Source organism: Geobacter grbiciae, from assembly GCF_018531165.1.
In the GTDB taxonomy this organism is placed as follows: domain Bacteria; phylum Desulfobacterota; class Desulfuromonadia; order Geobacterales; family Geobacteraceae; genus Geobacter; species Geobacter metallireducens.
This window is the reverse complement of sequence record NZ_JAHDIW010000003.1, coordinates 312327-335730: the sequence shown is the minus strand read 5'-3', so window position 1 is coordinate 335730 and position 23404 is coordinate 312327. Positions and strand designations below refer to the sequence as shown.

Annotated in this window: 22 protein-coding genes and 1 tRNA gene; 10 read left to right on the top strand and 13 right to left on the bottom strand. The window is 61.2% G+C overall.

The genetic code is table 11. The features are described 5' to 3' along the window. Positions 1–54: 54 nt before the first annotated feature. From thiD to KJB29_RS07045, 4 genes are all read left to right on the top strand, one after another. Positions 55–1548: a bifunctional hydroxymethylpyrimidine kinase/phosphomethylpyrimidine kinase gene (gene thiD / locus KJB29_RS07060; RefSeq protein ID WP_215733978.1), complete on the top strand. Its 1494-nt coding sequence runs from the start codon at positions 55–57 to the stop codon at positions 1546–1548. 240 nt (positions 1549–1788) lie between these two features. Then, a complete protein-coding gene (gene thiC / locus KJB29_RS07055) occupies positions 1789–3099 on the top strand; it encodes a phosphomethylpyrimidine synthase ThiC (RefSeq protein WP_215733977.1) in 1311 nt (436 codons plus the stop codon). 58 nt (positions 3100–3157) lie between these two features. Further along, positions 3158–3232: transfer RNA gene (locus KJB29_RS07050), tRNA-Thr, on the top strand. A gap of 236 nt (positions 3233–3468) precedes the next feature. Next, positions 3469–4131, top strand: coding sequence for a hypothetical protein (locus KJB29_RS07045; RefSeq protein ID WP_215733976.1), 663 nt, complete (start codon positions 3469–3471; stop codon positions 4129–4131). A gap of 17 nt (positions 4132–4148) precedes the next feature. Here the strand turns inward: KJB29_RS07045 and KJB29_RS07040 are convergent, their stop codons facing one another. The 5 genes from KJB29_RS07040 to KJB29_RS07020 all read right to left on the bottom strand — a co-directional run bounded on the left by KJB29_RS07040 (position 4149) and on the right by KJB29_RS07020 (position 7511). Continuing rightward, positions 4149–5744: an FAD-binding protein gene (locus KJB29_RS07040; RefSeq protein ID WP_215733975.1), complete on the bottom strand. Its 1596-nt coding sequence runs from the start codon at positions 5742–5744 to the stop codon at positions 4149–4151. A 1-nt stretch (position 5745) separates the two neighbouring features. Then, a complete protein-coding gene (locus KJB29_RS07035; RefSeq protein WP_215733974.1) occupies positions 5746–6420 on the bottom strand; it encodes a 2Fe-2S iron-sulfur cluster binding domain-containing protein in 675 nt (224 codons plus the stop codon). 142 nt (positions 6421–6562) lie between these two features. Next, a complete protein-coding gene (locus tag KJB29_RS07030) occupies positions 6563–6796 on the bottom strand; it encodes a hypothetical protein (RefSeq protein WP_215733973.1) in 234 nt (77 codons plus the stop codon). 48 nt (positions 6797–6844) lie between these two features. Next, entirely contained in the window at positions 6845–7237 is a 393-nt protein-coding gene (locus tag KJB29_RS07025) for a response regulator (protein ID WP_004512850.1), read from the bottom strand. 58 nt (positions 7238–7295) lie between these two features. Further along, positions 7296–7511, bottom strand: coding sequence for a hypothetical protein (locus KJB29_RS07020; RefSeq protein WP_215733972.1), 216 nt, complete (start codon positions 7509–7511; stop codon positions 7296–7298). A 538-nt stretch (positions 7512–8049) separates the two neighbouring features. On the opposite strand from KJB29_RS07020, the gene KJB29_RS07015 reads away from it, so the two are divergent. Then, complete coding sequence (locus KJB29_RS07015; RefSeq protein WP_215733971.1) at positions 8050–8970, top strand: hypothetical protein; 921 nt, start codon at positions 8050–8052, stop codon at positions 8968–8970. Positions 8971–8995: 25 nt separating this feature from the next. On the opposite strand, the gene KJB29_RS07010 is transcribed toward KJB29_RS07015, so the two are convergent. The 7 genes from KJB29_RS07010 to KJB29_RS06980 all read right to left on the bottom strand — a co-directional run bounded on the left by KJB29_RS07010 (position 8996) and on the right by KJB29_RS06980 (position 17533). Then, entirely contained in the window at positions 8996–9760 is a 765-nt protein-coding gene (locus KJB29_RS07010; RefSeq protein WP_215733970.1) for a M90 family metallopeptidase, read from the bottom strand. Positions 9761–9872: 112 nt separating this feature from the next. Continuing rightward, a complete protein-coding gene (locus KJB29_RS07005) occupies positions 9873–10082 on the bottom strand; it encodes a hypothetical protein (protein WP_215733969.1) in 210 nt (69 codons plus the stop codon). Positions 10083–10129: 47 nt separating this feature from the next. Further along, positions 10130–13630 (bottom strand): alpha-amylase family glycosyl hydrolase, encoded by a 3501-nt coding sequence (locus tag KJB29_RS07000; protein ID WP_215733968.1) that lies wholly within the window; start codon positions 13628–13630, stop codon positions 10130–10132. Then, the gene (locus KJB29_RS06995) at positions 13627–14031 is read right to left on the bottom strand and encodes a glutaredoxin family protein (RefSeq protein ID WP_215733967.1); all 405 of its coding nucleotides are present in this window, start codon (positions 14029–14031) and stop codon (positions 13627–13629) included. The genes KJB29_RS07000 and KJB29_RS06995 overlap by 4 nt, the downstream gene beginning before the upstream one ends. Positions 14032–14083: 52 nt before the next feature. After that, the gene (locus KJB29_RS06990; protein WP_246560653.1) at positions 14084–15994 is read right to left on the bottom strand and encodes an Lnb N-terminal periplasmic domain-containing protein; all 1911 of its coding nucleotides are present in this window, start codon (positions 15992–15994) and stop codon (positions 14084–14086) included. 153 nt (positions 15995–16147) lie between these two features. Next, complete coding sequence (locus KJB29_RS06985; protein ID WP_215733965.1) at positions 16148–16612, bottom strand: DUF3015 family protein; 465 nt, start codon at positions 16610–16612, stop codon at positions 16148–16150. 63 nt (positions 16613–16675) lie between these two features. Continuing rightward, positions 16676–17533, bottom strand: a complete 858-nt coding sequence (locus KJB29_RS06980) for an alpha/beta hydrolase (RefSeq protein WP_215733964.1) — start codon at positions 17531–17533, stop codon at positions 16676–16678. 187 nt (positions 17534–17720) lie between these two features. On the opposite strand from KJB29_RS06980, the gene KJB29_RS06975 reads away from it, so the two are divergent. Then, complete coding sequence (locus tag KJB29_RS06975) at positions 17721–19352, top strand: sensor histidine kinase (protein ID WP_246560651.1); 1632 nt, start codon at positions 17721–17723, stop codon at positions 19350–19352. Between the two features lie 91 nt (positions 19353–19443). Here KJB29_RS06975 and KJB29_RS06970 read toward each other — a convergent pair whose 3' ends face one another. Continuing rightward, positions 19444–20856, bottom strand: a complete 1413-nt coding sequence (locus KJB29_RS06970; protein ID WP_215733963.1) for a sigma-54-dependent transcriptional regulator — start codon at positions 20854–20856, stop codon at positions 19444–19446. A 486-nt stretch (positions 20857–21342) separates the two neighbouring features. Here KJB29_RS06970 and KJB29_RS06965 point away from each other — a divergent pair, with 486 nt between their 5' ends. From KJB29_RS06965 to KJB29_RS06950, 4 genes are all read left to right on the top strand, one after another. Next, positions 21343–21582, top strand: a complete 240-nt coding sequence (locus KJB29_RS06965; RefSeq protein WP_215733962.1) for a hypothetical protein — start codon at positions 21343–21345, stop codon at positions 21580–21582. Positions 21583–21613: 31 nt separating this feature from the next. Next, the gene (locus KJB29_RS06960; protein ID WP_215733961.1) at positions 21614–22006 is read left to right on the top strand and encodes a response regulator; all 393 of its coding nucleotides are present in this window, start codon (positions 21614–21616) and stop codon (positions 22004–22006) included. A 50-nt stretch (positions 22007–22056) separates the two neighbouring features. Continuing rightward, positions 22057–22287, top strand: coding sequence for a hypothetical protein (locus KJB29_RS06955; protein WP_004512863.1), 231 nt, complete (start codon positions 22057–22059; stop codon positions 22285–22287). A gap of 63 nt (positions 22288–22350) precedes the next feature. After that, a complete protein-coding gene (locus KJB29_RS06950; RefSeq protein WP_215733960.1) occupies positions 22351–23403 on the top strand; it encodes a cytochrome c3 family protein in 1053 nt (350 codons plus the stop codon). Position 23404: the final 1 nt, after the last annotated feature.

The window sequence follows — 23404 nt, the reverse complement described above, 5'->3', positions numbered from 1 at the left end:
GTTGAGTTCTGGGACCGTGACCATCGTCACGGTTTTTTTGTTTGGGAGATCACCATGGGCAGCAACGGTCACAATCTCCGGCTGGTCGTCAACCGCGACAAGCAGGACTCCCCCATCCGGGGGGTGTACCTGGTCACCGATCACGGCGACCGCCTTGCGGAGCGGGTGGAGGCGGCAATCGATGGCGGGGTCCGCATCATCCAGTACCGGAACAAGGGAAAGGACCGAGCCCAGCGCTACGCCGTGGGTGAGGAACTGCGGGACCTCTGCAGCCGGCGGGGGGTGATCTTTATCGTCAACGACGACCTGGATCTCGCGCTGCAGCTCAAGTCCGACGGCATCCACCTGGGGCAGGAGGACGGCGACCCCCGTATTGCCCGGCGCGAACTGGGACCGGGGAAAATCATCGGCGTCTCCACCCATACCATGGAAGAAGCCCTGGCGGCCCAGGCGGCGGGGGCCGACTACATCGGCTTCGGCGCCATGTTCCCCACCAACAGCAAAGAGATCGAGCACCTGGCCGGGCCCGAGGGACTCGCAGCCATCCGCAACCGGATCATGATCCCCATTGTCGCCATCGGCGGGATTACCCGGGACAACGGCCCGCGGGTGGTCGACGCCGGAGCCGACGCCCTGGCGGTCATCTCGGCGGTTCTCGCCCATCCGGACCCGTTCCTGGCCGCGACGGAGCTAGGCCTTCTCTTCAACCGGCGCGCACTACATCCCCGGGGGGCTGTGCTCACCATTGCAGGAAGTGACTCGGGGGGCGGGGCCGGCATCCAGGCCGACCTCAAGACCGCGACCCTGCTGGGGAGCTACGGCTCATCGGTCATCACGGCCCTCACCGCCCAGAATACCCGCGGAGTTTCCGGCATCCACGGCGTCCCCCCCTCCTTCGTGGCCGACCAGCTCGATGCGGTTCTGTCCGACATCCCCGTGGACACGGTAAAGACCGGCATGCTCTTCTCCGCCGAAATCATCGCCACCGTGGCCGACAAGCTGACCGAGTACCGGAAGCGGATCGTGGTGGTGGACCCGGTCATGGTCGCCAAGGGAGGCGCCCCCCTCATCGACCGGGGAGCCGTGAACGTCCTCAAGGACCGCCTCATGCCCCGCACCTACCTCCTCACCCCCAACATCCCCGAGGCGGAACGGCTCACGGGGCTCACCATCGTCGACGAAGAGGGGATGCAGGAGGCGGCCCGGCGCCTCTTCCGTCTCGGTGCCCGCAACGTCCTCGTCAAGGGGGGGCATCTGGTGGCCGGTGATGCGGTGGACATCCTCTTCGACGGCTCCGCCTTCCACCGTTTCACCGCCCCCCGCATCCTCAGCAAGAACACCCACGGAACCGGCTGCACCTACGCCGCGGCCATCGCCACCTACCTGGCCCAGGGGGAGCCGCTCCGGGAGGCCGTTGGCCGCGCCAAGGAGTTCGTCACCGCCGCAATCCGCCTGGGCCAGCCCCTGGGCCGGGGGCACGGGCCGGTGAACCACCTCCTCGCCGCGCTTGAAGTCGGGGACCGGGGACCGGGGACCGGGGACCGGTAATACCGTTTTGTCCAACCAGATCCGTGAGGCGAGGGAGCCTGACGGAGCGAATGTGCCCTCTTTCGTCGCCGCTCTTGGCGACATGGAGCGGCCACAGCCGATCGTGTCCGAACCCGCAGGGTGAGTTGATCGGCTGTAGCGTAACGAGCCTTAGAGCGGCAGAAGGAGGGCGCTCTGAGCAGAGGCAGGTTTCCTCGCCTCACGAATTCAGCGTTCAATCAAACCAAGGAGTATCAGCACATGGCAACGACGCAGCTTGAATACGCCCGCCAGGGAATCATCACCGACAAAATGAAGGAAGCCGCTCTGGCCGAGGGGGTTTCCCCCGAGTTCATCCGCGAGGGGCTCGCCGCCGGCACCATCATCATCTGTCACAACATCAAGCATGGCAATGGCCGCCCCCTGGCCGTGGGAAAGGGGCTCCGCACCAAGGTGAACGCCAACATCGGCACCTCGGCCGATGACACCGACATCTCCAAGGAACTGGAAAAGGCCCGTGTTGCGGTCCGCCACGGCGCCGACGCCATCATGGACCTCTCCACCGGCGGCCCCGTGGACGAAATCCGCCGCGCAATCATCGCCGAGACCAACGCCTGCATCGGCTCGGTCCCCCTCTACCAGGCAGCCCTCGACGCGGTCCGCACCAAGAAAAAGGCCATCGTCGACATGACCGTGGACGACATCTTCGAGGGGATCATCAAGCACGCCGAGGACGGGGTCGACTTCATCACCGTCCACTGCGGCGTGACCCGCTCCACCGTTGAGCGGATGAAGAACGAAGGACGGCTCATGGACGTGGTTTCCCGGGGCGGCGCCTTCACCGTGGAGTGGATGGCCTACAACAACTGCGAGAACCCCCTCTTCGAGCACTTCGACCGGCTCCTAGAGATCACCAAGGCCTACGACATGACCCTCTCCCTAGGGGACGGGTTCCGTCCCGGCTGTCTGGCCGACGCCACCGACCGGGCCCAGATCCACGAACTGATCATCCTGGGTGAACTGACCCAGCGGGCCCAAGCCGCCGGCGTCCAGGTCATGATCGAGGGACCGGGCCATGTCCCCCTCAACCAGATCGAGGCCAACATCCTCCTCCAGAAGCGCCTCTGCCACGGAGCACCCTTCTACGTCCTCGGCCCCCTGGTCACCGACATCGCGCCGGGCTACGACCACATCACCTGCGCCATCGGCGGGGCCATCGCCGCCTCGGCCGGCGCCGACTTCCTCTGCTACGTGACACCCAGCGAGCACCTGCGCCTGCCGAGCGTCGAGGACGTCCGGGAAGGGGTCATCGCCTCCCGCATCGCGGCCCACGCCGCCGACATCGCCAAGGGGGTCAGGGGGGCCATGGAGAAGGACATCGCCATGGCAAAATGTCGCAAGAAGCTCGACTGGGAAGGGCAGTTCAACCTCTCCCTCGACCCGGAGAAAGCCCGGCGACTGCGGGCCGAATCGGGCGTTGCCGAGCACGGCGCCTGCACCATGTGCGGTGAGTTCTGCGCCTACAAGGTCATGGACGACGCCATGGAAAAGCAGCGGGCCGCCGGCCACTGACCGGCCGATTAGCCGTTGACTTGACAGACAAAGTACGGTATTTATTTTTTCCTCATTCGCCACCGTAGCACAGGGGTAGTGCAGCCGATTCGTAATCGGCAGGTCAACGGTTCAAATCCGTTCGGTGGCTCCACCAACAACAAAGGTTCACGGTTTTCGCCGTGAACCTTCTTTTTTGCCACATCCAGGACCGGGCCAGTCTTTTTCGTGCCACCTCTCCGCGCTACCCTTCCCCAACGACAGCCGCCGTTGCCTTGCTTGTACTCGGCTCGACCTATGATATTTTATGAATGTATTCGATGTGTGGCCCTGCACGCATGGCGAAGCTTAAACGTGGGTATGAACCAGCGCGATAGAATGGAGGGAGCAATGAAAAGGGTATTTCTTGCGATTACATTGGTCTGGCTCGTCATCTCCATGTCCGGCTGCGGCGATGGCCACAGCACTCCGCCTCCCACCTTTGTTTCCCAGATTCTCAGCGACCCAGCCCTTGACGGCGACATCGAACAGACTGCTCCCAATACGTATGCGATCACCCAGGGGATGACCACAGGCGTGCAAAGCGTCTTTGCCGGCATTGATCCCGTGACACTCACGGAATTCCGGGCATTTCTCCACTTCCCCCTAGGGGGCACCAATGGCGTCCCGGCCAACGCAGTTATCGATTCGGCATTTCTCGATATAGTCATTAACAGCATCCAGCCGACCACCGGCACCATACCGATCCGGATCGAGCTCGTATCGTTCCAGCAGCCCTTGCGCGCCACCTATTTCGACCGCACGCTCCTGCCGCCGCTCGCCTCCACCACCATCGTGCCGCCGATTTCTCGAACCGACGTCGGCGTCGGCAAGCACGTGTCGGTTGACGTAACGTCACTCATGGTGGAAGCGCAACGGCTGGGACTGGCCGACTTTCAGGTGCGGATTCTGGAGGATCTGGGACCCGTCACCCCCGGCCTTATCGAAATCTCCGACACCACCGGAGCGGACCGGGGGATTGAGGCGCCGCTGCTGCAAGTAACCTATTTCTGATTGTTCAGGAACAGTGACTACAGCTTGCTCACGATGAACTCGGGAAAGAGGGTCGGCGAGGTGGCAACGCTCGATATCCGCAGCGCCTTGAGCCGGTCGTAGTAGCGATAGACATGGCCGAGGGTGACGTTCCCCGGCTCGCTGTACTTCCGCTTTGCCGCCGCCAGCCCCGCCCGGCGGCCGAATACGAAGATGTCCAGCAGCGAATTCCCCATGGCGCGGTTCCGGCCATGGATTCCCCCTGCGGCCTCCCCTGCCGTGAAGAGATTTCTCACCGTGGTCTCCCCCTTCTCGTCGATAAGAATGCCGCCGTTCTGGTAGTGGAGGGTGGGATAGGTGAGGAGGGGGCGTTTGGAGATATCGATCTTCACCCGCATGAAATGCCGGTACATGGAGGGGAAGCGCCTCTTGAGGAATCCCTTTCCCTGGGTCTCTTCGATGAGGGGAGTGTCGAGCCAGACCCCCACCTTGCCGGCCGGCGTCCTGACGCCGTTTCCCTCCTCACATTCCCGGATGATGGCGGCGGAGCAGGCATCGCGGGTCTCCAGCTCGTTGATGAACCGCTCCCCCTTCCCATTCACCAGCTGGCCGCCAAGACTCCGGGCCGCCTCGGTCACCAGGACTCCCACCATGTGGTCGGGGAACATGACGCCCGTCGGATGATACTGGAACGAGTCGATCCCCTCCAGCCTGGCCCCGGCACGGTAGGCGAGGACGATGGCGTCCCCGGTGGCGCCGAAGTTGTTGGAGGAGGGGAACCCCTGGAAGTGGAGCCGCCCCGAACCGCCGGTCGCCAGGACCACCGCCCGCGCCCGCACCGTGAAATGCCGCTTCCTCCCCAGGTCGAAGAGCACGGCGCCGTTGCACTCGCCGAACCCGTTGGTGGTAAGCTCCACCGCCGGGGCGAACTCCATGACTTCGATACCCTCACCTTTCCGGATCTCGTCCTTCAGCACCTTCATGATGTTCAGGCCGGTATAGTCGCCGATGGAGATGATCCGCGGGGCAGTGATCCCCCCCGCCTTGCGGGTGGCGAGGTTCCCCTCTTCGTCCCGGTCGAAATCGACGCCGATCTCCAGGAGCCACTTGACGATGGCCGGCCCGTCCTCCACCATGGTCTTCACCAGATCCCTCTTCCCGGCGAATTTCCCCGCCCCCATGGTGTCGGCAAAATGTCTGGCGGGTGAATCGTCTTCGTGGACCGAAGCCTGCATCCCGCCAAGGGCCATGATGGTATTGGAGTTACCGACCCGCAGCTTCGTGGCCAGGATCACCCGCGCCCCCATGCTCTCGGCGAAAAGAGCCGCCGTCACCCCCGCGCCGCCACCGCCGAGAACCAGCACATCGGTGTCGAATTCGGGTTCGAGGCTGATCTTCGAGTGGTCCAGGTTGCTGAATGCCTCCAGAAGGTCAGCGATCTCATGGGTCGTGCGGTCGCCCCGGTTGACGCCGACCCTCAGGTTCCGAAACCCCGCTTCCCGGTAGTCCGGGTGGTACCGCCCGAGGAGCCCTTCCATCTCCGTACTGATGAGCCTTGGCAACTCCTCCCCTTTCCGCTTTTCCCGGGTGGCATCGACAATGGCTATGGAATCGCACAATGAATCCGGATACATGCTAGGGGCCCTCCATGACCGCGCAGTAGGCCTTCAGCTCATCATCCCCCATGGCGACGATCCGGCTCCATTCCGCCTCGAAGACAAACGATTCCATCTGAGTCAGCCTCTTGGCAAGATTAGGGGGAAACGGCCGCTCCCTGGCCAGGGCCCGCTGGATATAGAGGGCCACATACTGGGGAGCGATGCTCTTGGGGCAGCGGGAGGCACAAAGACCGCACATGATGCAGTCAGTCACCCGGGATGCCGCGGCCTCGTAATCCCCGTCCTTGGCGAACTTCATCACCCCGGCGACGTTGATCCACTCCGGGCAGACGTTGCACGCACCGCAGTCGTTGCAGGTGTAAAGCTCGGGATAGTGTGCCCCCAACTCCTCCAGCGGATGCGCCATGGCCTCCATGGCATAGCGGGCAGCCCGGGACGGGAAACAGGGCATCATGATGACGTTCAGTCCATCCTCCGCCACCTTCTGGCAACCGAGGCCAAACTTCACTTTCGAGCTCCCCTTTTCTATGAAGGCCACCGTACAGGCGCCGCACAGGCCCGAGAGACAGCCGATCCCCCGCTTCACGTCATGTCCCGTGTCCCAGAGGGCCTCGATCACTGTCAGCCCCTCCGGGATCCTGATCTTTCGACCCTCAAGCTCCACGATGATGAACGTCGCCGCATTTTTCATGGGATACCCCGTCAGATAGTTCCTGCATTGAGTATAGGGCGGGTTGAAAGCGATGCAAGTGCCAGGGAGGGAGAGAAAAGCAGAGGGGGGTGACCCTGGATCACCCCCCTCGTTCACGATACCCGGATTGTTGTGCTGCCGATCAGTGGGTTGCCTTCTGCTCCTGGGGCGACTCCCTCTTGAGCCCCTTGGCCATTCCCAGCATCATGAGCACTGCCGGCACGAGCTGCAGAACCACGATCAGGGCGCAGAACCCGAGGAAAATCCAGACGAAGATGCCGCTGTTGTCTTCCCGTGCGCCCGAGGCTGCAAAGACAGACGAGACGGAGCCAAAGAGGAGTACCAGAGCGTTGATGATGGGGGCCGAGCTTTTCATGACATCCTCCTTTTCCTTAGTTCTGCGAACATCGTGGGCGGTTGCCGTCTATCGCGCCGCATGGCCTTTCATGCCGTTGCCAAAGGCGCACCGAACTGCCTGGCAGATCTCCTCCACATCTTCAGGCCCCGACGGCTTGAGAGCGTGATAGAAGATTCCGCTGCTGCGAACCTTGCGCAGGAGCGGCAGGGGGAGTTCATCGGACACCAGGATGATGGCCAGCTTTTGGTTGCACTTTTTCATGAGGTCAATCAGGTCGAAGGTGGGGAGTTCATCGAATTTCGCCCCCAGCAGGACGACCCGCGTCACCTTTTTCAGGATATTGGAAAGTGTGTTGGGAAGGGAGTCGGTGACCGTGACCGAATACCCTTCCTTTATGAAGTGTTCCGCCATCTGCTGGCGGGTGGCCGGATCCTTTTCGGCGATGAGCAGTTCTTCCATGACGGTTCCCCCTTTCCGCACAGGGATGCGGGATTGCGGGCAGCAGCCTTTCTGCCGGTCAGTTGCGGGATTCGGCATCCTTGCCAGAGAAGAGCCCCTTGAGCATCGAGCCGAACAGCGTCAGGCCGGGCAGCATTTGACCGACGATTATCAGCGCGCCGATGCCGATGAAGAGGATCAGAAAAAGGCCGCTTCCTTCGGACTCCGCTCCGCTGGCGGCGAATGCTGATGAGGCGGTAATCAGGGTAATCATGGTGGCGAGCGTTGTTTTCATGGCATCCTCCCGGTTCTGCGGATGAGATGAATTCGCTGGGTCTTGACTTTTTCTATAGCAGCCGCCATGCCAGAACAGAAAACAGCGAGAACTATTCTCTTAACAACTTGAGATTATAGGTATTTTTACATTTCGCGGCTGATCGGAATGTGCCATGAAGGGAGGGAAACGTATAGAAAGTATGTACAATTTCTAACCCGTTAAGTCGGTTACCAACGATGGTTATCCCACACAACTTGTTGATATCTATAGCTTTACGCATCAACAGGATGGGTGTATAAAAAGATTGGCTCCCTTGTATCCCTGCATGTGACTCTAAGGTCTTGACGGCCCCATGCCTCTGAGGGTATCGTTGCTCTCCGCCTTGTCGGCAGAAGCGGCATCACTCTTCAAGGATTACGCCTTGTTGCCGCAGGGACTCAAACTCGCGAAACGAAACTCTGGATATTTTCCCCGATCCATGTAAAATGAGCATCCTCTCATTGCCAACAGTATCGCCGGCACGATGAGATAAACCACACCATAAGGAGATCATTCCGTGTCATTTCGCACGAATTTCATGAATGGCGTGAAACTCTCCCTGATCCTCGCCGGCCTCGCGGCCGTCAGCTCCCCGGCATTTGCCCTTGAGCAGCCTGCGGACAAGGGGACCGGATACCTGGCGGTCGAAGCACGCGAAACGGCCCCGGAAAGCCGGGAGTTGCTTCAAATCTTTTCCCCGGCCATCAATCATCGAGAGGCGAAGGTGACTGGGGGAAAGGGGGGGACGCGGCTCCTCACCTTCACCACAGACTTCATTCTTAACGGAAGGGCGGTCCGCAAGTTCAACCAAGGGCTGCTGCAGCGGGGGGTCAACGTTTACGGCGCCGCCTACTATGGCGATTTTTCCTGGGACAGAACCGTCATTGACGCGGCCATCACCATGACCCGCCCGGTGGCCGGGGTGCCTGACACCATCGAGATTTCCGAGGGTATCGCCCGGGATCCCCAAACCAATCTCCCCCTCATGCCCCTCTCCGTCTCCATCAACGATCTCACCATCCCGCTGAAGGAGGATTTCGGAAAGACATGGAAGCGGGTCGCTATCATCCCGGCGGTGGAACCTGTTGCTCCCGAACCGAAAACCGGCCGTTTTCCCGGCTCCAAGGTGAGGGCGGTGCTCCAGAACGACGGCGAGCGCCGCCAAGTCGTCTATGCCGTGAAGGGGGATCTGAAGGCGGTGGAACAGTTCTTCGACACCAAGCTCAAGGAACTCCACCGGACCGTCATTGTTGCCGGCGATGCCGACAGCACTCCCTCGCCAGCCGAGGTGTTCGGCATCAAAACCTCGGCCCAGGTCATCGTTCTCTCCGGGTACAGCTACATCGACAAGAAGCTTGTCTATACGGAAGTGACCCTGCGCCATGCCAGCGATCCGAACCTTTCACCCTACGTGGAGATCGAGGTGGCGGAGAACTGATCCGCCACCTATTCATTCCTTTTCATCAACTCCACGATGCAGGGTCCTGCCGGTAGTAGAGGCTGAGGGCCTCGTAGAGGTCCGGATGCTCCCGCCTCATCTCCCCGGGCATCTCAAAGAAGGTTTCCGTGGCCACCGCGAAAAATTCGGCCGGGCTCTCCGCCCCGTAGGGATCCAGGAGGGTCCAGCGCCCCGCCTCGTCATCGGCTAGGAGCCGCTCATACTCCCCCTCGAACACCTCCCGCCACCGGTCCCCCTCGGGAAGCCTCGGCAGGAATCCCTCGTTGTCGGTAATCCCCTCCTCCTGGTCCAGTTGATGGGCAAATTCGTGAAACACCACATTGAAGGCATCGTCGGGGGCCTCGGCGTCCAGGAGCACATCTTGCCACGAAAGAACCACCGTCCCCTGCTCCCATGATTCGCCGATGCGGGATTCCGGCCCCTCGGTGACAACCCCGGCCTCGTCCCAGCGGCGGCGCTCCCCCACGTATTCGTCGGGATAGATGACGATGGAGGAGAGGAGCGGGTAATAGTCGGTTGCGCGGTGGAGAAGAAGGATACTGGCAAGGGCGGCGACGGTCACCCGCACCTCGTCTGTCACCTCGGCGCCGCCACAACCCTCAAAGTGCTTTTCGGCCAGGAATATCTGCACGTGCCCCAGAAGCTCCTGCCGGTCCTCCGGCGGGAGCTTCCGGTAAAAGGGGACGTTTCGCTCGATGATCCCGAGCCACGCAGAGGGAAACTCCCGACTGGCAAGCCGCTTTCGTCTCAAACGAGCGAAAAAACCCATACCCTGCTCCCTCGTGTCGGTGGTGCGATGGTTCAACCTGAAGGGCGTCTACAAAAAAAGCGGCGCCCTTGCTGGAACGCCGCTTTATCTCACCCTGACCACTCTTCCTCCGTCAACCGGCCAGCCGGAACCGGCCGGTGAGCTTCTCCAGCCCGCCGGCCAGTTGCACCAGTTCTCCGGCAGAGCGGGATGTATCCTGGGCGCCGGCAGCACTTTCCTCAACGATCGTTCGGATCTCGCGGATATTGTGGACGATGGCCGTGGTGGTTGCCGACTGTTGTTCCACGGCGTCGCGGGTCTTCGCCTGGATATCCTGAATCATCCTGCCGATCTCCCGGGTCGCCGCAGTGGTCTGTGGGACGGTCTGTTCTACCCCTGCCGTGATTCCTCTTCCGGTCTGCCGGAAGATGGGGTCACGAGGGCAAGGAAAGCTTTAACCCGGTAACCGGCCTCTTCTGCCAGAGCCATCAGCGACGCACGCACTCTCAGTAGTTTCGCCAGTTCTGTACCAAATCCACTGAGCGCTCTTCCAACGGGAGGTTGTGCCACCGCAGCAAAAAGAACGAGCCAGGAAAGGAGCTCCTCGAACGGTTCTTTGACAAACCACTCGACGACGCCGCTGCGGTTCACGCCGATGAACCGCCTGACCCGACGGTCGTCCATAAGGCGCTGGAGGGCTCCGGAACGCCCAGGACTTCCGAGAAGCCCGCCAAGGCCGGGATAGGCTATGACGATATCCGCCAAAAGGGCTAGACGGTCAGAGTCCCCGTGGGGGGATTCGTCCCCTTCCTCGACGGCCTCGCGGATGAGGTCCACCAAGGCACGCCTGAGGCCGAAGGTGCCAAACCATTGGACAGAGCGGGCAGGATACTCCGCGTCGTCGCCACCAAGCCGGCCGGTCTCGTGGAGGACAAGGAGCATCGCACAAAGCCATCGCGCGGTGAGGTCTGCCGGGAAGAGCGGCAGTTCTGCCGCAGGCTCTCCTTTTTCCAGAGACTTCCAGAGGCCGGGGAGGCGATCGAGGCGCTCCGTCACGGCACCGGCCGTTGCGGCACCATCGCCGTCAACGCCGGCAACCGAAGCGAGTTCCTTAAGAAACGCCGCAAGGGCCGCCTGAAACGCTTTCGAACGTTCCAAAGACGTCTTCGGCGCTGCTTTTCCCCCAGCAAGGGGAGAGAGTTCCCGGAACCGTTCCACCAAGGATGCGTAACGGATAAGCTGCACCTCCTCGTCGATGCTTGGTACCCCTCGCCCCTCCAGACCGAAGCAGAGCTTACCCCAGGTGCCGTAGTCGTCGTCGCGGATCTCGCGGAAATCGAGGAAGGCGTGGTACTCGTAGGCTTCCAGCTCCACGAACAACCCCTTCTCGGCAATCTCCCTGCCGTGGCGGATGTACTCCATGCCGGTGGCGTAGTCCCTGAAGACGTAGTAGTGGCGGCCATCGGCGTTCACCCCGAGGGCCTCCCCCAAGTCGGTCTGCCGCAGTACGGTCTCCCCCGAGTCGATCCGCACGAGACGGGACGTGGAGCTCCTGATCCACCCGGCGGTAGTGGCGAAGCGGTTATGGTAGAGGACGAGCCCACGGTCATTGCCACGGCGGTTGGAGTAGGCGAAGACATCCTCGTTCACGGCCCCGTCCACAAAGAAGTCGTAAAGAACGAAGTTCTCGGAGCCCGAGAAGAGACGTCGGCGCCGCATGAGGGGAAAGATGCGCCGTTCATGCTCCGCCACCAGGTGTTCGTCCACTGGCTCGTCCCAGTAGGCGCGCTTGTACTCCATGCCGTATTTCTCGTGGAACCCCTCCACCTGGCCATGGCCCAGCATGGGGAGCCCGGGCATGGTCACCAGGAGCACCGCCGCGCCGAAGTATTTGCTTTCCTTACCAAACTGCTCCACAGCGGTCTTTTCATCGGGGTTGTTCATGAAGTTGACGAAGCGCTTGAGGATCTCGGGATTGAACTCCAGCACGTTCTTGATGGTCTGGCGGTACTTGGCGTTCTCCTCCATCTTGAGCATGTTCATGAAGGCGCTGTTGTAGACCCGGTGCATCCCCAGGGTCCGGACAAAGTACCCCTCCATGAGCCAGAAGGCCTCGGCCAGAAGGAGCGTGTCCGGCGTCTCCGCCGCGGCCCGGTCCACCACCTGGCGCCAGAACTCCTCGGGCATGGCGGCGTCGAAAGCGGCCCGGGTCAAGCCACGCTCGGCCCGGGAGGGGACGCCGCTCCCCAGGCCCGGCTGGGGAAACCAGAGGCGCTGGTAGTGCTTCTTGGCCAGGGTCATAGCGGCATCGAAGCGGATGATGGGAAAGTTGTGGGCCACGTGGATGATGGTCCGGGTCACCGCCTCCCGCACCTCGGGGTTCAGGTAGTCCAGCTGGGCCGTGTCGTTCCACGGGGTGCTCGTCCCATCGTTGCCGTGGTAGATGTAGCGGGTCCGGCCGTTGCGGTGGTCGTAGTGCTTGAAGACCACGGCGGCGTCGCTCTTGTCCCAGTAGCCATCCTCGATGTGGATGGAGACCTCGGGGGAGGAGGAAAGGTCGGGGCCGGTGAAGCGGTAGGTGGGGTACGGCGGGTAGTCCAGCTGCACGAACCAGTCGGGGTGCTCCACGATCCACTTGGAGTAGATGCCGGTGTGGTTCGGCACCATGTCGCTGGCAAGCCTGATGCCCCGCTTCAGGGCACGCTCCCGCAGGTCCGCCAGGGCCTCCCATCCCCCCAGGTCATGGGCGATGGTGTAGTCGTAGAGGGAGTAGGCGGACGCGATGGCCTCGGGGTTGCCGCACATCCGCTTGATGGTCTGGGAGGCGGGGGAACGCTCCCAGATGCCGATGAGCCAGAGCCCCGTGACGCCCCAACGGGCGAGCTTGTCCAGCTCTTCATCGGGAATCTGGTCGAGACGGTGAATATCTTTCCCGTACCAGCCGGAGAGCTGGCCGAGCCAGACATAGACCATCTTGGCCATGAGCACCACGTTGGGCATCCAGTCCACGTCGGCGGAGAACTGCTCGGGCTCGGGATAGTGGTCATCGGGGGCCGGGAACCCCGCGTCGGGGCCGAACTCCAGGACCGGCGCGGGGGCGCCACCGCCACCGCTCCAGAAGGGGCGCGTCTCCTCCTCCACGATGCCGAAGGCCACCTCCAACTGGGCCAGAAGCTCATCAGGGAGTAAGGGGCTCCACGCATCCCGCATGTATGCCAGCTGACCCGCCAGGGATTCGGGGGCGGCCCGCAGCGGCGCCCGGAGAAGCTCCGTCAGCGACACGCCGAACCCGGCCACGGGGAGGGCATCGGCCAACGCCCTCTCCAGGCCGGTCACGGCAACACGGTAGGGGGCCGTGGCGGCCAGTTCGGTGTCGTCCACCAGCTCCCTAAAGCTGTCCAGGGCGCTGTTCTCGGCGGCGAGGGAGAGGAGAAGGAGTTCTTCCACGGCCTGGAGCCGCTGAGAAGTCCCGCCAGCCGCAAGCCAGGCCGCGGGGGACTCGGCATCGCCATAGAGGAGCGCCGCCGGCGGAAAGAGGGTAGCGAACCGCTCCAGAAGAGCTGCCAGCTGCGGTGAGTCAAGGGGGAAACCGGCATCGGCCAGGGACTTCTCCAGCACCCCTGGAGCCTGTCCCTGTGCGTAGCGGGTGATCAGATGCCGGAAGATGGCCCCCTGGAGTGAGTAGAGATTGAGAACTCCTCCCTGAACCGGTCGACCCGCCCGCTCCGGCAGGCGGTTGAGCCGTGCCGCCAGCTCCCGGCAGAACAGGATGGGCGGCCTCCCCAGGCGCTCCAGCTCCCGGGCCGACGGCGCCAGATCCAGGGCACGCCAGAACCGGGCGGCAACCTGCAGATTGAAGGGGAAATACGTGGAGTTGCTGGTAATGGTCACTGTTTACTCCCTGCTGTTGATGTGCGCTCCACCTCGGCCAACGCCGCCTCGACCTCCTGGCGATCAAACCCTCTCACCACACGGTCACCGATCACGATAAGCGGGACAAGGGGCTCCTCGTCCGGAAACCGGCGGACATGGATATCGAGCATTTCCACCAGGGCGCTCCGGTCGGCTGCCACGTTGCGCTCGCGGACCGGCACCCCCCGGGCGGCGAAAAACTCCCGCGCCTCCTGGCAGAAGGAACAGCCGGTTCTGACATAGACGACCACCTCGTGCCGGTTCCCGGCCGCCGCGCCCGCAGGTGCCGGCGGGACCGCCGGCCGGGCGGGGGTACATCCTTCAAGCAAGGCAGCAGCCAGGGCAACCGTGAGCAGCGCAACGATAATTCGCAGAATCATGTACGTTTTCCTCGTCCGTGAAGAGTATACCGGAATTGACGGGAAGCACCCATCAGAAATAACGATTGACCATCAGCATCGCCTCGGCCCGGTTGCGGTCGAAGCTCCGCTCCCAGGATGTCGTGAGGCCGAGGCCAAGGGTACGGCTCAGGGCCAGATTCTGTTCCAGGGCCAACCGGTAGTATTCATGGTATTGGAGACCGTAGGCAAAGGCGCTCCCCGAGAGGGCTACCTTCCAGCAGCCGGCGGGGGAGACGATCACCCCGGCTGACACTCCGGCCCCGAGCACCGCCTTGTCCCGCAGACGATCGCTCAGGTTCAGGTCCAGTTCCGCCATGCCGTAGACGACCCCGTTGCCCGGGACGGGCCAGGCCATGCCACCGCCGGTGTTGAGCCGCAAGAAGAGGCGATCGGCGCCGTCGGCAAAGGGTCGGCGGAACAGGCCACCGTTCACCTTCCAGGAAATGGGCTTGAAGAACTCGTCCCGGAGGGCCAGGGAGACGATATCCACCACCGAGAACCTTTGGAGCCTGATGGAGTGCCGCTCCGGGTAGTAGCGACCCACCGCCTCGGCGAAGATGATCTGGGAGTGGGGGCTGTATCCTTCATCGGCATCCATCAAGGCGTGGTACGCGGGACGAATGCTCGCCTCCACGAAGGGGGTGTCGTGGCGGTAGCCACCACCAAGCCCGATCCGGCCCGGCAGGTGCCCCGTTTCCGGGGCGGGAGGGACCGGAACCTCCCCCGCGTCCGATTCGTCGGGCCCCAGGGGGCTGCGTACCTTGAGCACCTCCAGGAACTGCCGCTGGAACTCCGGCTGCTCCAGCTCCTTGCGTGAGTAGCGGTACTGCACGTATTCTGCGGCCAGATTGAGTATCTGGCGGCGCTCCTCCACCGGGCGGCTGGAAGCTGCAACCGCTTGTGCCCGCTGGGGCGAAAGGGCCGTCTGCAGGGCCTCATGGCGGGCATCCGGCGACAGAAGCGATGCCCGGCGGAGGATGCGGGTCGCCTGGGCAGGGCGGTAGGTCTGTTTCTCGATGAGCCCCGCCCGGCCAATGACCGCAACCGTATCGGCCGGCATCACCCAGAAGCTGGAGCGGTCCCAGAATTCTTCGGCAAGCCGCAGTTCAGGCCGAGCCGCCTCAAGGAGGAAGAGGAGATTGAAGGAACAGTTCTCGTCGAAGAAGTAGTAATCGGAGGCAATCCCACGCAGCTCCCAGATGTGGAGCACCATCCGCCGAACCTCGTCGGGGGCGAGGGTGAGGGGATACTCCCAGACGTCCCGATGCTCCAGGTCATTGTACTCCCTGACCTTCTCGTAGTAGGGAAGGATCGAGTAATACCCCGAGTACCCCCCGAAGATCCCCTTGAAGGCGTAGACAATGCCGTTGGTGTCGGTGGTGTGGGAGGCATAGTTGACCGCGTAGGAGAGAAGGTCGCTCCGGTAGGTGCTCCCGACCCGTAAAAGGGTGTGGCCGAACATGGAGGCGGGGCCGTTGGGATGGGCCGCGGGGAACACCAGTACTGCCGATCGGGGGTTGACTGCCGCCAAGGCTTCGTCCAGTTGGGGGCAGGCCATGGGGGGGAGATGGCCGGCATCGATGGCCAACTCTTCGGCGAGCCAGGCGACGCGGGCCGGGAAACGGCAACGGGGGTGCTCGTCGCCGCTTGCCTCGGGAGAGAAGAGGCTCCGCAGGGTCGCCGACAGCTCCGCTGCAGGGTCGGTCTTCCCGCTGGGAGCGAGGAAAAAGCGGGGATCGTCCACCAGGCTTTCCCGCTCGTCGCCCCGGGGCCGGTAGTGGAGGAGCACCTCCCAGGCGCGCTCCCGGTGTAGCTGGCGCTCTGCAGCCCGATTCAGGAGTTCCGCCAGGTAAGGATCGTCGGCCCCGGCGCAGACGCCGGCAAAAGCCGCCAGGTTTACGATCAACACCAGCAACCATATCAGCAGGGGATGTACCCCCATTGCATCGTAACTCTTCCGGAACGGGCAATAGAGCATGGGCATAGTCACAATCATTGCAAAGGGCCGCGTCGCCGCCTGGGGGTGATAGCTTGCACAGAAAAAGGGGCGCGCCACGGGACGCACCCCTCAGTTGGACTGGTCACAATGGACTAGCTAGTTGGCAAGGGCAACGGCGTTGTCGATCACCTCGGCCACAACCACGTTCTCGGAGGTGAAGACCGACGCGAAGTTGCTCTGAAGCGCGGCATAGAAGCCGGGACGCTTATCAGCCGGCACCTGGAGGAGCTCGGCAAAGGCGTCGAGGGACTCACCGCGCCCCTGGGCGATGTCACGGGCCAGGTTGTCCATGTTGGCTCGGACGAAGTGGTTCAGGCGCTCGTTCTGCACCACCTTGCCAGGGGTGCCGCACTCGAGGGTGCCGGAGGTGATGCCGAAGGTCTGGTTGCCAAAGGTCTGGTTGGTGGTTGCCTGTAATGCCTGCGAGAAAACCGAACTGTCTGCCCGGCCTTTCCACAGGACCGTTCCGAGACCACAGCCGGTATTGACCTTGCCGCTGGCCGCAAAGGCAGAGGCGGCAGTGACGACCGTGATTGCCACAGCGAGAAGAGCTCTTTTCATATCCTACCTCCTTGTAAAAATTTTCCTCCTACTGATTCAACCCTACCACAGCATAAAGTGTTGTCAACGCCTCTGCGTGTCGGCGCCGAAAGCAAACGCCCCATCAAGACGCTCCACCAGGGCGCGCCGCAACGCGGGGTCGGCAAATGAGCCCACATGCCCCAGGCCCGATGTGGTCCAGAGATCCGCGGAAGGGCCTGCCGCCTCGCACAGTAACCGGCCGTGGCGGGACGGGACTATCGGATCTAGCTCGTCGTTGATGATGATGAGCGGCACCGGCGCCACCTCTCCCACGAAACGCAGGGGGCTGTAGTCGTCGTTGAAAAGAAGGGAAAGGGGATACTGGAGGGGCCAGGTGAGGAAAAACCCGCCGAGCTTTTCCCGGGCAATGAGGCGGTAGTCGGCGAAGGGGCTGTCGACGACCAGAAGCCTGACCGCCTTCTTGTGGGGCGTAGTCGCCACCAGATGGATGGCAATGGCGCCTCCCAGGCTCTGACCCAGCACCGCAACCCGCTGCGGGTCCACCCTCGGCAGGGTGAGGAGGGTCGCAAGGGCCGCCTCGGCATCCCGATGGACCCCGTCGATAGTCGGCGTCCCCTCGGAGAGGCCGTAGCCACGATAGTCGATGATGAAAACCGCAAACCCCTCTTTGACCAGCCAGAGAACGCTGTTCACGTGGGTGCTGATGTTTTCGGCGTTACCATGGAGGACGAGAATGCTCCCCCGCGACTGGCCGGAGGGACGAAGGAGCCAACCGTGCAGCCGGACGCCGTCGGATGCGCGGAATGAGATATCTTCGGCGGGGAAACGAACGAGCAGCGGATTGTCCACCAGGTGCCGCTGGGGGTAAAAGATCAATGACGAACAGCCCGTGCAGAGCAGAAGCAGGGTCATAAGAGCGACAACAGAGGATATACGCATGGTCTCTCCGGCACGAACTGATAGCAGATGGTAGCTGATCCCGCATACTCCGTCAACGCCGCCGTCCCCCTTGCCGGACCAAGGCGGGTAATCGCCTGGAGCTTGACTAATATTACAGCAAAGATTAAGCTGTATTTAAATTTACTACACCCCATCGATCCTTGCCGTAACAGTACCACCAGAGGTCATGCCCTTGCGCCTGTCGCTCATTGCCAAACTCTCCCTCGCCATAAGCCTCATCCTCCTCGCCACCATGGGGCTCTTTGCCTACATTAACGTGGAACAGCTCGAAAAGCTCCTCTACGAGGAGGCGGTCATCGATGCCGACAAGCTGAGCGAGACCATCATCCGCACCACCCACTACCACATGCTTGAAAACAACCTGAAACGGGCCTACCAGATCATCGACGAGGTAGGGTCCCAGCGGGGGACCATTGAGCGGATCAGGATGGTCAACAAATTCGGCCTCGTCACCCACTCCACGGACTCAAAGGAGAAAGGCCTCTACCTGGACAAGAAGGCCGAGGCGTGCAGCATGTGCCATTCGGGACCATCCCCCCTCGTCCATGCCACCACCATGAACCGCAGCCGCCTCTTCACCAACAGGGAGGGGAGAGAGGTCCTCGGACTCGCCAAGGCCATCTACAACGAGGAGCGCTGCTACACGGCCCCCTGTCATTTCCACCCCAAGGAGGCCAAGGTCCTCGGCGTCCTGGACGTTATCGTTTCCCTCGACCAGATGCACCAGAAGGTCTACGCCTATCGCAACGAGATCATCGTCCTCACCGTATTGCAGATCGGCCTCATCGCCCTCTGCCTCACCTTTCTGACCCAGCGCCTGGTCAACCGGCCGGTCCGGGCGCTGGTCCACCATGCCCACCTGATCGGCGGCGGCGACCTCGATGCCACGGTGAGAGTCAAGAACCGCGACGAGCTCGGCGAGCTGGCCGATGCCTTCAACGGGATGACAATAAACCTGAAAAAGGCTCGGGTAGAGTTGGAGGATTGGGGTAAAAACCTTGAAGACAAGGTGGAAGAGCGGACCCAGGAAATCAAGAAAATCCAGTCGCAGTTGGTCCACTCCGAAAAGCTCGCCTCCCTGGGAGAACTCGTGGCGGGGATTGCCCACGAGATCAACAACCCCCTGACCGGCATCCTTGTCTTCGCGTCGCTGCTTGCCAGCGATTCGAAGCTCGATCCGTCCCTGAAGGGGGACCTGGACCTAATCGTCAAGGAAACCCAGCGCTGTGCCCGCATCGTGAAGGGGCTCCTCGATTTCTCCCGGGAATCGATGCCCCAGAAAAAGCCCTCGTCCCTGAACGCCATCATGGACGCAACACTGACGCTGGTCTGCAACCAGTCGAGCTTCCACGATATCAACGTCATCAAGGAGTACAACCCCGACATCCCCGAGATGAACCTCGATCCGAACCAGATCGAGCAGGTGTTTATCAACCTGCTCCTGAACGCCTGCCACGCCATCGGGGGTCCTGGGGAGATCAGGATCAGGACCGGCTTCGACCAGGAGCGGGAAGAGGCCTACGCCGCCATTACCGACAACGGCTGCGGGATTCCCGAGGAACATTTATCCAAAATATTCGACCCCTTCTTTTCCACCAAGGAAAACAAGGGTACCGGCCTGGGACTTTCGGTTTCCTACGGAATTATCGAGGGTCACGGCGGGAAAATCGAGGTCCGGAGCACCGTGGGAGCGGGGACCACCTTCACCTGCTGGCTGCCGCTCAACCATGACAGGGCAACGGCTACGGTCGAAGTGACAGGCGTCAATCAGGCGGCTCCCTTGCCGGAATCCTCCTGACTCTCCATCCGCTTTCATAGGCATAAGAAAAGGGGTCCACGGATTGTGGCCCCCTTTTTCGTTTCAATCGCCCCGCAGCAGCGGCTTCGCGTCAACTGTTCATCTGACTTCGCACTGAGATCCGCAGTTTTTTAAGCAACGCCTGGAAGTTGGGCCGAAGCATACCCGTTTCCTCAGCAGCCCGGGTAATGTTCCAGTTGTTGCGTTTGAGGGCCTGGAGGACAAAGGCCTTTTCGATGGGTTCCACGGCTCGTTCCCGAATCTGCCGCTTGGTCTCCTTCAACTCCTCGACGTTCTGGGGGACATAGGCCGCAACTCCGGTCCCCTCGCTTCCGGAGAGACGCAGTTCCAGATCTTCCTTCTGGATCAAATCCTCCTCGGCAAGGACCACGGCCCGCTCGATGATGTTCTCCAACTCCCGTACGTTGCCGGGAAACGTGTAATCCTCCAGGAGTGCCATGGCGTCAGGCGCCAGGCCCCGGATTTCCCGCCCCATCTCCTCGGAAAACTTCTTGAGGAAGAAGGCGATGAGGAGCGGCAGATCCCCCTTGCGCTCACGCAGGGGAGGAAGGTCTATGGGAATAATGTTCAGGCGGAAGAAGAGGTCTTCCCGGAAGGTCCCCTGGGCGACCAGGGTCCGGAGGTTCTTGTTGGTGGCAGCCACGAGGCGGATGTCGATGGGGACCGGCTGGGTGCCGCCGATGGGGGTGATCTCCCGCTCCTGGAGAACCCGCAGGAGCTTCGCCTGGGTGGTGAGGCTTATATTGGATATCTCGTCAAGGAAGAGGGTGCCGCCGTCAGCCACCTTGAAGAGTCCGGTTTTCGTCTGGATCGCGCCGGTGAACGATCCTTTCACGTGGCCGAACAATTCGCTTTCCAGGAGGTTCTCGGCCAGGGACGTACAGTCGACGGCAACAAAGGGATTTTCGCGACGGTTGCTGTGGTTGTGGATGGCCCGGGCAACCAGCTCCTTCCCGGTACCGCTCTCGCCGGTGATGAGAACGGTGCTGTCGGTGGGGGCAACCTGGATGATGCGCCGGTAGACCTTCTGGATTTCCTTGCTCTCCCCCACGAAGAGATCGAAGCCGTGATGCTCTCCCAGCTCCTTCTTCAGAAAGATGTTCTCGATCAGGACTGCACGCTGATCGAGAGCTTTCCTCACTTTCTCCGTAATCTGCTCGGGGGTAAAGGGTTTGGCGATGTAGTCGAAGGCACCGTTCTTCATGGCCTCCACAGCGGTGTCGACGGTTGAGAAGCCGGTAATGATGATAACCGGAACTTCGGGCTGAAGAACCTTTATTGCCTTGAGGACCTCCATGCCGCTCATGCCGGGCATCTTCAAATCGGTAATCACCAGACTGAAGTTTTCCTCCTGCATCCGCTCAAGGGCGATCTGCCCGCTGGCGGAGGTCTCCACATGGAATCCCTCCTTTTCCAGGATGCGCCGCAATCCCTCGCGAATTACCGCTTCATCGTCTACCACAAGGACATCAATGTTTTCCATCGCCACCTTCCCTTTTCATCCCCCCATACGGTTGGGTTGGGTTACTCATTCATAACAGACCGGCGACAAAGCAACAGACGATTAGTAGTTTCTAAATTACATCAACCACCCTGACAAGTCAAACACCTTATGGAGTCACACCTATCGACCGAAAGTCGACTCGCTTGAATTTATTACATGATTTCAATATGATACAACCGAAAACCCGACTGTATAATAATTTATACACTCCAATCCCAAGCACAATGCCGTGCAATTACGGCAAGTTAGCCACAGACACCCTTTCAGGCCGCTCCGGGACTGCCCGGTGCCCGTATAACTACATTATACACATCGCCCCATCCCCGTCATCTCAGGCTCTGGCCTTTAAACGAATTCTTCCCAATTTTCAGTAACTTAAAAATATTTAATCAATCTGGCATAACGGATGCACTTGTAATGGTCAAGACGGCACGCATCGTTATTCACATACCCGGGGAGAATACCATGAAAACCTCAGCGAGAGCACTCTTAGCACTTCTTGCAGCATCCGGTACAGCCCTTGCGGCAAGCGGTGCCGAATCCGAGGCCAACGGCTTCCTGGTGACATTTTTTCTGGCGTTCGGCGCTCTGGTCATAGCTTTCCAACTGGCCCCCGGCCTGATCCTGTTCGGCTCCATGATGAAAGGGCTTTTCTCCAGGCCGGCCGACGAAACCGTCATGGGCGACTCCGGCAACGAACGGTAGGTCTGGCGATTCCGACGGAGAGAGGACAGCCATGTTAGGACTTCTCATCGCAGACAACGATACTGTTGCTCGCAAGGAACTGGCGGATCTTTTCATCGAAGCAGGCTACAACGTTACCGTGACCAACTCGGCGGCCAACGCCCTCTATGGGATACTCAAAAAAACCGCGCAGGTGGTCGTTATCGGGAGCGAATTCGACAATTTCAAGGCCGGCGATCTCATACCACTCCTCAAGCAATGCGATCGGAACGTTACGATTATCCTCGTATCCGATGAGGACTCTCTCCCGGTCATGCGTAAGCTTCGCAAGGAGGGGATATTCTACCACGCACTGAAACCGGTCAAACCGGAGGACAAAGAAGAAATCCGCCAGGCCGTGCGATGCGCCTTCGAAAACCTTCTCAGCGCACGGCCGGCAAGATAACGCTTTTGGTTAACCAACCACGGAATAGAAAGGGAAAAAAGGAGGACACCATGAAACGCTCATTGGCACAAACAATCGCAGTTTGGCTCGGCATGGCGGTTCCGGCGCTGGCAGCATCAGGGGCGCGGGAAGACAACAGCGGCATCTTCGTCTGGATCTTCCTCGGATTCTGCGCCCTTATCGTCGTCGCCCAACTTCTTCCGGCACTGCTCATGATGCTCGGCTTCGCCAAGGGGCTCAAGAAGGAACAGCCCATGGCCAAAGAGTCTGCGCACCACTAAAGAATGCCGCACCGCGTCACGAGAAACCAACGTATTCACCGCACAGGAAAAGGAGGCGACGTAATGACAACCCTACGAGCAGCAACTCTCGTGCTATCGATTCTCCTGGTCTTCCCGATGGTGGTCCTTGCCGCCGCAGCTACCGAAGACGGATGCATCGGCTGCCACGGAGACAAGAACATCAGTGGCAAGAGCGGGTCCCATCTCTTCATCGACCCGGCCCAGTACAAGAAAACCAGCCATTCGATCATCGGCTGCACCTCTTGCCATGAATCGGTGACATCCAATCACCCGAATGACGGCATCAGGCCGTCGCGGGCCACCTGCAAGGAATGCCACAGCCCGGTCCACCAGGAGTATGCCGCGAGTCTCCACGCCAATAACGCGGCGTGCGCCGACTGCCACAATCCCCATGCGGTGAAGCCGCCAGCAATGACGTCGGCCCGGGACATGAACGCCATGTGCGCCAAATGCCACGAAACCGCCAAGATGGTCAATGTTCACGCCAAATGGCTTCCGCAGGCAGACCTCCACATCGACGCCCTCCCCTGCATCACCTGCCACACCGGTTCGCAAAATTACGTCATAACCATGTACATTGAGAAACGGCTGGGGACAAAAGAGCACAGCGACTTCAAGGTGGCCAGCTTCGACGAGCTCACCCAGCTCGTGCCGGGCGACAAGGACGTGAAAGCCCTTATCGACACCAATGGCGACAATTTCATCTCCCTGGCTGAGCTTCGGTCCTTCAACCGCAATTCAAAGCATGACGACATGAGGCTCTGGGGAATGATGACCCCCGAAAAGGTAACCCACAGCTACCAGATCCTGGACAACCGCTGGGACTGCACCTTCTGCCATGCATCCGGCCCCAGGGCCATGCAGACGAGCTTCGTCGCCTTCCCGGAAAAGGGAGGCACCTACACCCGCGTGGCCGTCGAGAAGGGAGCCGTCCTCGACGTCCTCTACGGGACTCCCGACTTCTACATGATGGGCTCCACCCGCAGCACGGCGCTCTCCATCGTCGGCGGACTCATCGTCCTCGGCGGCATGGGGTTTGCCGGAGTGCACGGGACATTAAGATTCCTCACCAGAAAAAATAGAAAGGAGCACTAAT